Annotated in this window: 13 protein-coding genes and 1 tRNA gene; 5 read left to right on the top strand and 9 right to left on the bottom strand. The window is 63.2% G+C overall.

Annotation, left to right across the window (positions count from 1 at the left end):
* Window positions 1–40: 40 nt before the first annotated feature.
* From APH35_RS11090 to APH35_RS11080, 3 genes are all read right to left on the bottom strand, one after another.
* Window positions 41–2,452, bottom strand: a complete 2,412-nt coding sequence (locus tag APH35_RS11090; RefSeq protein WP_060492874.1) for a DUF3772 domain-containing protein — start codon at window positions 2,450–2,452, stop codon at window positions 41–43.
* 56 nt (window positions 2,453–2,508) lie between these two features.
* Entirely contained in the window at window positions 2,509–3,561 is a 1,053-nt protein-coding gene (ada, locus tag APH35_RS11085; protein ID WP_012270452.1) for a bifunctional DNA-binding transcriptional regulator/O6-methylguanine-DNA methyltransferase Ada, read from the bottom strand.
* Window positions 3,562–3,631: 70 nt separating this feature from the next.
* Window positions 3,632–4,258 (bottom strand): DNA-3-methyladenine glycosylase family protein, encoded by a 627-nt coding sequence (locus tag APH35_RS11080; RefSeq protein WP_012270451.1) that lies wholly within the window; start codon window positions 4,256–4,258, stop codon window positions 3,632–3,634.
* Between the two features lie 171 nt (window positions 4,259–4,429).
* On the opposite strand from APH35_RS11080, the gene APH35_RS11075 reads away from it, so the two are divergent.
* A complete protein-coding gene (locus APH35_RS11075) occupies window positions 4,430–4,945 on the top strand; it encodes a sigma-70 family RNA polymerase sigma factor (protein ID WP_012270450.1) in 516 nt (171 codons plus the stop codon).
* Complete coding sequence (locus tag APH35_RS11070) at window positions 4,932–5,888, top strand: FecR domain-containing protein (protein ID WP_060514799.1); 957 nt, start codon at window positions 4,932–4,934, stop codon at window positions 5,886–5,888. The genes APH35_RS11075 and APH35_RS11070 overlap by 14 nt, the downstream gene beginning before the upstream one ends.
* A gap of 6 nt (window positions 5,889–5,894) precedes the next feature.
* Here APH35_RS11070 and APH35_RS11065 read toward each other — a convergent pair whose 3' ends face one another.
* The 3 genes from APH35_RS11065 to APH35_RS11060 all read right to left on the bottom strand — a co-directional run bounded on the left by APH35_RS11065 (window position 5,895) and on the right by APH35_RS11060 (window position 8,589).
* Window positions 5,895–7,052 (bottom strand): MFS transporter, encoded by a 1,158-nt coding sequence (locus tag APH35_RS11065; RefSeq protein WP_012270448.1) that lies wholly within the window; start codon window positions 7,050–7,052, stop codon window positions 5,895–5,897.
* Between the two features lie 83 nt (window positions 7,053–7,135).
* Entirely contained in the window at window positions 7,136–7,273 is a 138-nt protein-coding gene (locus APH35_RS28995; protein WP_171577253.1) for a hypothetical protein, read from the bottom strand.
* 101 nt (window positions 7,274–7,374) lie between these two features.
* Window positions 7,375–8,589, bottom strand: coding sequence for an MFS transporter (locus tag APH35_RS11060; protein ID WP_012270447.1), 1,215 nt, complete (start codon window positions 8,587–8,589; stop codon window positions 7,375–7,377).
* A gap of 184 nt (window positions 8,590–8,773) precedes the next feature.
* Here APH35_RS11060 and APH35_RS11055 point away from each other — a divergent pair, with 184 nt between their 5' ends.
* Together APH35_RS11055 and APH35_RS11050 are read left to right on the top strand one after the other, a co-directional pair.
* Entirely contained in the window at window positions 8,774–9,706 is a 933-nt protein-coding gene (locus tag APH35_RS11055; RefSeq protein WP_012270446.1) for a FecR family protein, read from the top strand.
* Between the two features lie 94 nt (window positions 9,707–9,800).
* A tRNA-Met gene (locus APH35_RS11050) sits at window positions 9,801–9,877 on the top strand.
* 89 nt (window positions 9,878–9,966) lie between these two features.
* On the opposite strand, the gene APH35_RS11045 is transcribed toward APH35_RS11050, so the two are convergent.
* A complete protein-coding gene (locus tag APH35_RS11045) occupies window positions 9,967–10,251 on the bottom strand; it encodes a DUF4880 domain-containing protein (protein ID WP_012270445.1) in 285 nt (94 codons plus the stop codon).
* A 107-nt stretch (window positions 10,252–10,358) separates the two neighbouring features.
* Window positions 10,359–10,973 (bottom strand): LysE family translocator, encoded by a 615-nt coding sequence (locus APH35_RS11040; RefSeq protein WP_012270444.1) that lies wholly within the window; start codon window positions 10,971–10,973, stop codon window positions 10,359–10,361.
* 165 nt (window positions 10,974–11,138) lie between these two features.
* Between APH35_RS11040 and APH35_RS11035 the strand changes: the two genes are divergently transcribed.
* Window positions 11,139–12,056 carry a LysR substrate-binding domain-containing protein gene (locus APH35_RS11035; protein ID WP_012270443.1) on the top strand — a complete coding sequence of 306 codons (918 nt, stop codon included), beginning with the start codon at window positions 11,139–11,141 and terminating at the stop codon, window positions 12,054–12,056.
* Here APH35_RS11035 and APH35_RS11030 read toward each other — a convergent pair.
* Window positions 11,996–12,571: a D-Ala-D-Ala carboxypeptidase family metallohydrolase gene (locus APH35_RS11030; protein ID WP_012270442.1), complete on the bottom strand. Its 576-nt coding sequence runs from the start codon at window positions 12,569–12,571 to the stop codon at window positions 11,996–11,998. The genes APH35_RS11035 and APH35_RS11030 overlap by 61 nt on opposite strands.
* Window positions 12,572–12,609: the final 38 nt, after the last annotated feature.

Below are 12,609 nucleotides of genomic sequence, written 5' to 3'. Positions count from 1 at the left end.
GGCCTTGTGCCGCGATAGGGCTGCAGAGCAGCCCCGGCATTCACACCGATTCGTCAGCGGGGCGCACACCCTCTTGCACCAGTACCATGCTCTGTGGCGAAGACAGGGGAATACCTTCGTCACGCAGGCGCCCAAGAATAGTGAACAGCAGGTCGCTGCGGGTGCCTGACACCTGCCGCGGCCCAGCCACGTAGCCGCTGACGCCAATCACCATGCCACTGGTCGTCAGGTCCTTGAACGACACCGAAGAAGCCGGCGCATCCAGAATCGCCTCATGCTCGTGGTAGGCCGCCAGCAGCAGCTCACGCACCTGGTTGGCATCGGTCTCCAGCGGCAGTGTCAAGGTAATGCTGACCACACCCAGCGCATTGCCCATGGTCACGTTGCGCACGTTCTGCGAGATGAACTGCGAGTTGGGCACGATCACCGTTGAACGGTCTGACATCTGGATTTCGGTGGCGCGCACGTTGATGCGGCGGATATCGCCCTCGACACCCGCCAGGCTCACCCAATCACCCACCTTCACCGGGCGCTCAGTCAACAGGATCAGGCCGGAGATAAAGTTCTGCACAATCTGCTGCAGGCCGAAACCGATACCGACCGACAGCGCACTGACCACCCAGGTCAGGCTGGTGAGATTGATGCGCAAGGTCGACATCACCAGCATGGCCAGGAACAGGAAACCCAGGTAACCCACCAGGGTCACCAGCGAGGCCCGCATGCCGGCGTCCATGTCGGTTTCCGGCAGCAGGCGATCGCTCAGCCAGCGCTTGACCACACGGATGGCGAACAGGCCACCCAAGAAAATCGCCAGGGCCAGCAGGATGTCCTGCGGCACGATATTCAGGTTGCCGAGCAGCTTGCCGCCGGTGCCGTCCCAATCGCCCAGGCTCAGCAGCAGTTCGCTAGGGCTGGTGCCCGATGGCATCAACACCAGCAACAGCGCCAGGAACAGCACGATGGTGCGGCCGATGCCAGCCAGGATGGTGCTGGCTTGCGCCTGGTGACGAGGTGCCAGGCCCAGGGTCGAGGCCAGCGCCAGGCCTCCGGGCTGGCGTGGCGACAGCAGGGTTTCGCACAGGTCGCCGAAGAAGGTGGTCAGCAAGTAGGCACAAGTGACCACCAGGCTGACCCACAGCAACTTGGCAGTGAGGAAATAGGCAAGCGTCAGGTAGCCGGTGAGCAGTGCCAGCAGGATCAACGCCAGCCAGATGACCATCACGAACGGGATCAGCCCAGCCAGGCCCGTCGGGCGCTCCAGTTCATGCTTGCGCAGGGTGTGGCGATAACGCAGCAACGCGCCGGCAAAGATGAACGCCACTACCAGTGCGGTCAGCCCGTTGACGGCCACCGTCAGCGCCAGGCTGGCGCCGATCACACTGTTCATGCGCTCCATGGTCATCATGACCATCAGGGCCAATGCCAGTACCTTCGGGAACCAGCCCAGCGCGCTGGCAACTTCGTCATGGATCGGCGGCAGCCGCCAGGACGGCCGCTGCAGCATCAGCATGGCGCGGCCCAGGCCGGTGATGAAGGCACTGAACACGACCAGGGCGAGAATGTGGTTGGTCAGGCTGGCGATATCCGAACCCAACTCTGCACTGCTTTCCAGCCCCCAGCGCAGCAACGAAACAGAACCGGCGATGGTACCCAAGGTTGCCAGGCTGACACCAAGGGCCAAAGCGCTGCGGCGCAGGCGCCCTTCGGGCAGCCAGCCGACCATGGCACTGGCCAGCAAGCGCTCGAGCACGCGGCGCACCAAGGTCCATACCAGAATCGCCGCCACCAGGCTGGTAATGAACAGCCAGCGGTGATCGGCGCTGAAGGCGCTGTTGATGGCATCGGCTGCCTCGCCGCGCAGGTCGCGCAGGCGCGCCACGTCGTCCTGGGTGGGGCGGATGATGCTCTGCCAAAACGCCGGGCTCAGTGGCGAAGCGGCACGGCTGGTGATCTGCGAGTTGAACTGGCTGCGGCGCAGGTTGACGATTTGCGTGGACAGGTCGCGGGCCGACTGGGTCAGCTTGATGGCCTGGTCCTGCTGGGCTACCAGCGCCTTTTTCTCAGCCTCCAGCTCTTTGCGCTGCTGGGTCAGAGTGAGTGCCTCGTCCGGCTGGGCCGGGCCGATGACCTTCAGCTTGTCGTCGAGTTTTCCCACATCGGCAGTGCGCTGTGCACTCAATGCATCGGCCTGACGCTGAACCTGCATGGCTGCAAGACGCAGTTGCGACAGCAGGTCGTCGTTGGCCTCGCTGGTGACGCCCTGACGGATCTGGTCCAGGCGGTCGTTCAGCTGTTCAAGGCTGGCGTTTTCGTCCAGTGCTGGCGCTTCGGCAGCCGCCAAATTGGACAATGGCGTGGCCGGGGCCGACCACGCCGGGCTGGCGAGCACCAGCATAAAGGCCAGCAGGGCCATCAGGCCTGGGCAACTACGGGCAAGGCTGACACGCCTCATCGAATATTCCTCTTTACAATTCGATTTGGCGGGGGATTCTACGCGGCTTCTGGCAATCAGGAGAGTGCCGTCTCTCGCTTCAGCAATTGCTCTTTGCGCTCCACGCCCCAGCGGTAGCCGCTGATGTCGCCATCCCGGCGCACCACGCGGTGGCAGGGGATGGCCACGGCAATGGGGTTGGCCGCGCAGGCCATGGCAACTGCACGCACGGCCTTGGGCGCGCCAATGCGCTCGGCAATGTCGGTGTAGCTGACCCGGCTGCCGGCCGGCACCTCGCGCAGGGCCTGCCACACTCGCTCCTGAAACGCGGTGCCTTGCACATCCAGCGGCAGGGCCAGGCCCAGCGCCGGGGCCTCGACGAAACCGATCACTTCGGCGACCAGCCGTTCGTAGGCGCTGTCACCGCCTATCAGGTGAGCCTTGGGGAACTGGTCCTGCAAGGCGTTCAACAAGGCTTCGGGGTCGTCACCCAGCAGGATCGCGCATATGCCCTTGTCGCTCTGGGCCACCAGAATCGCGCCCAGCGAGCACTGCCCCAAGGCAAAATGGAGGGTAGCCCCGGCACCGCCGGCGCGGTACTGCCGTGGGCGCATGCCCAGGCGCTGGTCGGCGCTTTCGTAGAAGCGGCTGTTGGAGTTGTAGCCGGCGTCGTAGATGGCATCGGTGACCGAGCGCTGGCCGTCTTCCAGGTGCGCGCGCAAGCGACGGGCGCGGAAGGCCGTGGCGTAGGCTTTGGGGGTAACGCCGGTTTCGGCCTTGAACAGCCGGTGCAGGTGGAAGGGGCTGACGGCCAGTTGCGCACTGAGCTGGTCGAGGCTGGGCGCGGGGTCGCTGGTTTCGATCAGCCGGCAGGCGCGGGTGACCAGCTGGCGATGGCGGGCGGTGCTGGCCTTGCCGATACAGCGTTTGCAGGCGCGATAGCCCGCGGCTTCGGCAGCAGCGGGGGTGTCGTAGAAATCGACGTTCGTGCGTTTGGCCAGGCGTGATTTACAGCCAGGGTGGCAGTACACACCAGTGGTGCGTACGGCGTACACGAAGTGGCCTGTGGCGGTGGCGTCGCGGGACTCGACAGCTTGCCAGCGTTGGTCGGGGGTGGTGTAGAGGGTCATGGTTCAGCATCCAGATAAGTTGTCGCCTGTACTGGCCCGCGAAAGGGCCGCAACGGGCAATGCAATAGCCTCAGGCACGCCACAGATACCAGGCCGCCACCGTACGAAACGGCCGCCAAGCGCCCCCCAGCGAGCGCATCTGCGCCGGTGTCGGCGCCTTCTCCAGCCCCTTGAGCCGCCGGTACCCTTCACGCACACCAAAATCGTCCACTGGCAAAATGTCCGATCGCTCAAGGCTATAGATCAGCAGCATCTCGACCGTCCATCGCCCTACCCCACGCAGCGCCACCAGGCGTTCGATCAAGGCCTCGTCGGCCATGGCCAACGCCTGCTCCCGCGTCGGCACCAAGCCCTCCAGACTGGCTTGAGCGATACCCTGGATCGTCGCCAACTTGCTCGCCGAGAAGCCGCAGGCCCGCAAGGTTTGCGGGGTAACCGCCAGCAACTGCTCTGGCTGCGGGAAGGCATTCGCCGGAAACAGAGCCAGCAACCGCCCCAGGATCGCTTCCGCCGCACGCGCGTGCAGCTGCTGATAGGCAATCGCCCGCACCAACGCTTCGTAAGGCTCACGTCCCGAGGTGGCCTGGTGCAGACAAGGCCCGGTCGCCGCAATGTGCCGCGACCAGTCCGGGTCAAGTGACGCCAGGTGTGCGGTGGCCTCGCGGTAGGCCTCGGGGGAAAGGTCGGCCAGAATCATGGCAACTCCGTCAAGTCGATTGCAGGTCCAGCTTAGCGCAGCCGCTCATCGGGCAAACGCCGGTTCTTGCGCGGCTAATTCCTGGCATACCATTGCTCCGCGCCATCCTCCCCGCATAGAATTGAGAACTATTCACAATCGCACACATCACGGGACCGGGCCTTCGCTACGATGCAGTTCAACGACACGCTCAAACCGACCGAGGTCGCTCTGCTCTACCAGTCCCACCATGCCTGGCTGCGCAGCTGGTTGCGCAGCCGGGTCGGCTGTAGCGAACACGCCGCAGACCTGGCGCAGGATACCTTCGTGCGCGTGTTGCGCGCCCGCCAGGTGTCGCCGCTGAAGGAGCCGCGCGCCTACCTCAGCAGCATCGCCCGTGGCTTGATGATCGACCAGTTCCGCCGCCGCGCGCTGGAACGGGCTTACCAGGAAAGCCTGGCTAACCTGCCCGAAGCAGAAGTGCCCAGCGAAGAGGACAGGCTGGTCATCCTCGATAGCCTGGAACGCCTCGACCGCGCCTTGCACCAGTTGAAGCCGCGCGTGCGCCAGGCGTTCCTGCTGGCACAGCTCGACGGTTTGAGCATCGTGCAGGTCGCCCAACGCCTGGAGGTGTCCAGGGCCACCGTCGAGCGCGATCTGGCCAAGGCCCTGGGTGTCTGCTATCGGTTGCGCTATGCCGATGCCTGATGATACGCCGGCACAGGTGCAGGTCGATCAGGCCATCGACTGGTTGGTGAAACTGCGCTTCGACAGCCCCAGCGCGCGTACCGAGCAGCAGTTTCAGCAGTGGCTGGGCAGCCACCCGCACAACCCCTTGGCCTGGCAGCGGGTCAGTCATCTAAGCGACGAGCTGGCCGGGCTGCCCAAGGACCTGAGCCGACGCACCCTGGAGGGTAGCCAGCGCCAACGCGTCAGCCGCCGGGACCACCTGAAGTTGCTGGGGCTGTTGGCCGTAGGCGGCAGCCTGGGCTGGGCCGCACGCGAACCGCTGGGCCTGCCACAACTGCTGGCCGACAGCAGCACCGCCACGGGTGAACGGCGCCAGTGGCAAAGTACTGACGGTAGCCGTATCCAGCTCAACACTGCCAGCGCCATCGACCTGCACTTCAGCGCGCAGCAGCGCCAGCTGGAGCTGATACGGGGCGAAATCAGCCTGGACAGCAACCCGAATGACAACCGCCCGTTCCACATCGACACCCGTATCGGTCCGCTGACCACCGTCGATGGCCAACTGTTGCTGCGTGAAAACAGCCAGGGCCTGCTGCTGTCGGTGCGTCGAGGTGAAGTCACGCTGTTCCCTGCCTCGGCCTCACCGAGGCAGGTGCTGCCAGGTGAAACCTTGCAAGTCGGGACCAACGGCAGCATCCAGGCGTTGGCGCTGCACAGCGACCCTTGGGGCTGGACTGACGGGGTACTCAGCGTGCAACAAATGCCACTTGCCGAATTTGTCAGCGAACTCGGCCGCTACCGCCCGGGCCTGTTGCGCTGCGCTCCAGAGGTGGCGGGCCTGAAGGTTTCAGGCACCTATCAGTTGGGCGACACCGAGCAAATCCTGCAGTTGCTCAGCCGCAGCCTGCCGGTGCGGGTCGACTACAGGACCCGCTACTGGGTAAGCATCGGCGCGGCGTGAGGGGCATTATTCCGCCACAGCCCGCATCCGCCCTGCACGCCGATACGACTGCCTGGCAAAGCACACGAACAGCCCGGCCATCAGTGCCAGCGCCATGGGCAGGCCATGCGGCGCGACGTTCATGGCTGCCCCACTGACCAACGGCCCCACCAGGCTGCCCACGCCCCACAACAAGCCCACGCTGGCATTGGCTGTCACCAGGTCCTGGCCCTTGAAGCGCTGCCCGATCAGCACCAGCGCCAGGGTATAGATGCCCCCTGCCACCGCGCCCAGCACCACCAGCAGCGGCCACAGCAGCCAGGTCAGGTTCAGCAGCCAAGGCAAGCCGATGCCGATCGCCATCGCCACCAGCCCGCACGCCAGGTGCAGCCCGGTGCGCTCGACCCGGTCGGCCAACCAGCCCAACGGCAGCTGGAACAGCATGTCGCCGGCAAACACCACTGTCACCATCAACGCCGCCACGCCAACGGCAAAACCATGACTGGTGGCGTAAACCGGTAGCAGCGACAGCACCACGGCATCGAAGAACGAGAAGAACAGCACGGCCATGCACAACGCCGGCGCCACACGGAAAAACCCGGCTAGGCCGAAGCTCTTTTCGCCCTCTTCGTGTTCGACATGGTCGTTGGGCACGGTCAGCACGATGCACAGCAACGCCAGCCCATAGCAGACCGTGACGACACCCGTTATCCAGGGGCTGTTTGCGCCCAGCACTGCCAGCATGGCTGGGCCAAGCACCTGAAAACCGGTGAAGCTGGTGGCGTACAGGGCCATGATCTTGCCGCGGTTGTGCTCTGGGCACAGTTCGTTGACCCACGACTCGCCGAGGATGATGGCGATCCCCATGCCAAGCCCCAGCCCCAGGCGTAGCAGCGCCAGCAGCCACAGCGAGCCGAAAGCCGATTCAAGCAAGGCAATGCTGACCGTGCACAGGCTGAAACACAGCAGATAGATGGTGCGCCGGGTGAGATGACGGCAACAGGCGTCGACCAGAAACGCCGAGAGCATCATGCCTGCGGCAGGGATGGCCGAGATGATGCCGATTTCCAGGGTGCTTGCCCCCGCCTCATGCAGGCGCAACGACACCAGCGGCAAGCTGGCCCCCAGGCTGAAACCCACAACCGAAACGGCGAACAACAGGCCCGCCAGTAAACGCATGTTCATGTACCACTCCTTGCAAACCGAAAAGACGTGCAGACACAGGCGCGCACGCCGGGGCGGCGAGCGACGCAAAAGCGCAGATCAGTTCAGGCGAGGTGTGGCGAAAAGGTGAAGGCAAACAGCACGCTGCGGCGGCGCTTGAGTACCGTGTCGCTCGGCCATGCACGACGCAGGGCCTGGAAGGCAGGCTGGCGGGCGCTGGGCAGGGATTGGGTACGGCACATTGCTTTGGCTACTACGCAGGTGGTTGAAAAAAAGAGGCGGCACTCTAGGCCAAGGGTGCCCAATCGTCAATCGTCGGGGCTGCTTTGCAGCCCCGCTTGCATCAGCGCTTACCGGTGCTCGGCAACAACACCGCCAGTAGCCCGAACAATGGCAGGAACGAGCACAGCCCGTACACATACTCGATACCGCGCAGGTCTGCCACATACCCCAACAGCGCCGCGCCAATGCCGCCAAAGCCGAACATCAAGCCGAAGAAGATCCCGGCAATCATGCCCACACTGCCCGGTACCAGTTCCTGCGCATACACCACGATGGCCGAGAACGCCGACGCCAGGATAAAACCGATCACCACGCTCAGTACCGTGGTCCAGAACAGGTCGGCATACGGCAGCGCCAAGGTGAACGGCGCCACGCCCAGGATCGAGAACCAGATCACCGCCTTGCGCCCGATACGGTCACCGATCGGCCCGCCAAAGAAGGTGCCCGCTGCTACCGCGCCGAGGAACAGGAACAGATGCAGCTGCGAGCTGGCCACCGATACACCGAACTTCTCGATCAGGTAGAAGGTGAAGTAGCTCGTGAAGCTGGCCATGTAGAAGTACTTGGAGAACACCAACAGGCCCAGCACGATCAGCGCCGCGATCACCCGATTGCGCGAAATGCCGTGGGTGGCTTGCACCGCCTTGCGCGCCTTGGCCTGGTTGAGGTGCTCCTTGTACCAGCCGCGCAGCATCAGGGTGACACCGAGGAAGAATAGCCCCGCCAGGCCGAACCAGGCCACGTGGGTCTGACCGAACGGAATGACGATGGCCGCCGCCAGCAGCGGGCCCAGTGCTGAACCGGTGTTGCCGCCCACTTGGAAAGTCGACTGGGCCAGGCCGAAACGCCCACCCGAAGCCAACCGCGCGATACGCGAGGTTTCCGGGTGGAAGGTCGACGAGCCGATGCCCACCAGCGCCGACGCCAGCAAGATCATCGGGAAACTGCCGACGAAGGCCAGCATCACGATGCCCACCAGTGTGCACAGGGTGCCTAGGGGCAGCAGGTTGGGCGTCGGTCGGCGGTCGGTGAAGAAGCCGACCCAGGGCTGCAACAGCGAGGCGGTGATCTGGAATGTCAGGGTGATCATGCCAATCTGGGCGAAGCTCAGGTCGTAGTTGGCCTTGAGCATGGGGTAGATCGCCGGCAGTACCGACTGGATCAGGTCGTTGATCAAGTGCGCCAAGGCACAGAAACCGATGATGCGCATCACCAGCGGTGTGGCCTGGTTGGCCGTTGCAGCGGTGGATGCGGTGGAGGCACTACTGGTGGCCATTTGCCTAAATCTCCGTCCTCAGGTTTGGGATCCGATTATCGGGAAACAAATAGATACATAGCTACCTTTTTTATCCCTCTGTCGCAACGTACTTGAAAATGGTTCTCAATATAATTAGCATCCTTGGCTCATTATCCCTGTCATCGTTGGGCGAAACGGCCCCTATCGTGAGCAGACCGAACCCATGAGCCCGATGCCCGCCAAGCAACTGCAGCCCGACCCACAGCAGGAAGCGCTGGAGTGGTTTTCGTTGCTGCGCCAGCCCGGTTGCGACGACACCCAGCGCCAGGCATTCGCGGCCTGGTGCCAAGCCCCTGAGAACGCACACGCCTATGCCGAGCTGGAAACGTTCTGGCAACAACTGCAACCACCCCCCGCTCGCCCTCGCCCACGGCAAGTCGCTGTGCAGCGCAGCCACCTGGGCAAATGGTTGGCGGTTGTATTCCTGCTTGGTTTGGGCGCCGCAGCCTACCTGTACTGGCCGCTGATGCAACGCCTGGCCAGTGAGCTGCACACCGATGTGGGCGAGCGCCGCAGCACGCGCCTGGCAGATGGCACGACATTGAACCTGGACAGCGCCAGCGCGATGAACGTCGACCTGCGCGGGCGCACCCGCCTGCTGCACCTGGTGCAGGGCCAGGTGTTCATGGAAGTGATGCTCGACGGGCGAGCCATGGAGGTAGAAGTCGGCAACGCCCGCATCCAGGTGTACGGCACCCGCCTGCAGGTAGCCCGCCATGCCGGGCGTGACGAACTCGTGGTACTCAGTGGCAAGGCCATGGTCACCCAGGGCGGTGAGCAGCGCATGGTCTCGGCGGGTGAGCGGGTGACCTTCGATGGCATGCGCATCGACCCGGTGCAGAAGGCCGACCTGAAGACCGCCGACAGCTGGCGCAGCGGTCGCCTGAAAGCCACCGACATGCCTTTGGGGCAAGTGCTCGAACGCCTTGCCGGTTACCAAGGGCAGCGTCTGTGGATGATGGATGAACAAGTGGCGCATCGACGCGTGAGCGGCGATTTCAATCTCGACCGGCCTGGCGAAAGCCTGCAATCCCTGGCTGACGCCCAGCATCTGCAACTGCAGGGCGTGCTGGGACACTGGCTTGTGGTGCGCTGAAACAGGGGCTGGCTGCTAAGTTTTTGAAAGCGTGCAAATTTTTTTGAAATGAGTGTTGACAGGGGGGCCGTTCAAGAGAATAATGCGCGCCATCGGCTACATAGCTCAGTTGGTTAGAGCATAGCATTCATAATGCTGGGGTCCGGGGTTCAAGTCCCTGTGTAGCCACCAAACAAGACGAAGGGCTTACCGCAAGGTAAGCCCTTTTTCTTTGCCTACGAAAAAGTTGTCGCCTGGCGATAGGCTGGCCCCTGCTGCAGCTACAGCGCCAATGACAGCGCCAATACCACGGCCACGATCAAGGCCAGTGCCTTCAGCCCCCGGCTCGAAAGGCGCTGCTGATTGCAGCTCAGTTGCGCGCTGCATGCAGGCGCCTGCTTGAGCACTTGCATGGGGCCCAGAGTTTCATGCATGCGCTGGAATGCTTCCAGATGCTCACTGTCCTGCGCTAACCAGGCACGGAACGCCTCACGGTCGCGCCCACTCGGCTGGCCCTCCAGACGCACCAGCCATTCGGCAGCTTCGTGAAGGATTTCCGGGCTCACAGACAGGCCTCAGCGGCGGCAGATGGGGTTGGTATCATCGCGAAGCTTCGCAAATGGGAATGATTCTATTCTAAATGGCCATCACCCCAACATGCAATCATCCCCGCTCAACGGATACCGGCCACCGCCACTGCCAGGCCAAGCCCGATCAACGCCAGCCCAATGACGCGGTCCACCAGCACCTGACGGTCGATCATTGCCTTGCGCAATGCTGTGCTGGAGAAAAACACTGCGACCAGGCTGAACCAAAGCCAATGGGCAAAGGACATGAATGCGCCGTAGGCGAATGCCTGCTTCAATGGGCTACCAGGTTGCACCACCTGGGTGAAGGCGCTGATGACGAATAACATGGTCTTGGGGTTGAGGGCGTTGGTCAGAAAGCCGGTGCGCAGCGCTTGCACCATGCTGGCGGCCGATTGACCGCCCCCCTCAAGGCTGATGCGTTGAGTATTGGTAAGCGATTTGTAGCCCAGGTAAACCAGATAGCCCGCGCCCAGTACTTTCATGCCCAGGAACAGCGCCGGGCTCTGGCTGATAACCACGGCAATGCCCAAGACCGTATACAGCACGTGCACTTGTACCCCCAGGGCGATACCCATTGCGGCGGCCAGCCCGGCCTTGCGGCCCTGTGCATAACTGCTGCGAGTGACCATGGCGAAGTCGGCGCCAGGACTGATGACGGCGAGCAGGGTAAACAAGGCGACGGCAATTAGTTCGGTCATGCTGAGGGGCTCTCGATAGGCGATGAAAATGCGCAGACCGCGTTATTATCGAGTGCTTATAGAAGAGTAAAAATCGATTTAAAGTGCTGTAAATCTGATAGTTTTCCTCACAGACAAGCAAAACGTTAACCTGTGCAAACGCTTGCACAGGCCAGCAGGAAGACCATGAAACTGCCGCCATTAAATGCCTTGCGTTACTTCGACATCGCCGCCCAAACCGAGAACTTCGTGCGCGCCGCCGAACACTTGCACGTCACTCACGGCGCGGTCAGCCGCCAGGTACGCCTGCTTGAAGAAAGCCTTGGCGTCGAGCTGTTCGAGCGCCGTAACCGGGCCATTTTCCTCACCCCCGCCGGCCGAGCCTTGCAAGGCACTACCCAGGCAATATTCGAACAACTCGAAGGCGCCGTGCAGCGCTTGCAACAACAGGCCCGCGACAATGTGCTGGTGCTGTCCTGCGAGCCGACCATCGCCATGCGTTGGCTGATCCCACGCCTGCCCCGCTTCCATGCTGCACACCCCGACCTGCAGTTGCACCTGGTGGCCGCAGGCGGGCCGCTGGACTTCGCCCGCAGCGGTGTCGACCTGGCAATCCGCCGCGACGACTTCCACTGGGGCAACCAGCTGTACAACCAGAAAATCTGTGACGAATGGATCGGCCCGGTGCGCCACCCCGGCGCCCCCATTCAACTGGACGGCCAGCGCTTGCTGCACAGCACCACCCGCCCCGCTGCATGGCCCACCTGGCTGCGCCTGAGCGGCCAGCAGGCACTGCACAACGAACGCAGCGACTACGAGCACTTCTACCTGTCTATCCAGGCCGCCAGCGCCGGCCTGGGCCTGGCCATGGCCTCAGCCCTGATGGTGGGCGACGAACTCGACAGCGGGCAGTTGCAGGCCCCCTACGGTTTTGTGCGCGACGGCTCGGCCTATCACCTGCTTAGCCCACTGCCCCTGGACGACAACAGCAAACGCCAGCGCTTCGCCGAGTGGGTAATGGACGAATGCCGGCGCTCCCTGGCTCATTTGGGCTTGTTGCAGAACGACGACCCCGCACTGCCATCGCCACCCCAGGTGCGATAACCGGCGGTATCCACGTGAATGCGGCCTGAAGGATAGCGCCCCAGGCCCATGTTCCAGGCCTGCCCGTGCTGCTGCCAGAAACGGCACAGCGGGTTGGGGTCGGCCCAGGCTGGCAGCAAGATATCGACGGCGAAAGCGCGCATATGCGCACTGTTCGCTGCCCCGCCGGCGCAGGCGTTCAGTCGCGGCTCACGGTAAGCCGAAACCACCTCGAACTGGCGCAGGATGCCTTGGTCATCGAGTGTCTTGATCAACGCAAGGGTGGTGCGCACAGCCGGCCAATTGCCGGCGGGTGGCACGGCGAAAGGCGACGCTCGGCACAGCTTCCAGTCCGAGGCCGACCGCAGCAACTGATGGATAGGCACTACCCCATATAGACGGGCATCGACCAGCATTTCACGAAAGGGCCGAGTTTGATGGTCACCAGCCCACTGGGCGAACATCCACACGTCGCGCTCATCGGCGTGAGCAGCCCCGGCAATCAACAGGCCTGCTACAAGAAGCAGTTTTTTCATCCTTAAGCCATCCGTGCTTGGAGAACAAAGAAAACCAC

The sequence above is a fragment of the Pseudomonas sp. NBRC 111132 genome (genome assembly GCF_001320565.1).
Taxonomy (GTDB): domain Bacteria; phylum Pseudomonadota; class Gammaproteobacteria; order Pseudomonadales; family Pseudomonadaceae; genus Aquipseudomonas; species Aquipseudomonas putida_P.
Note: the sequence above shows the minus strand (reverse complement) of the source record. Positions and strands in the feature narration are given on the sequence as shown.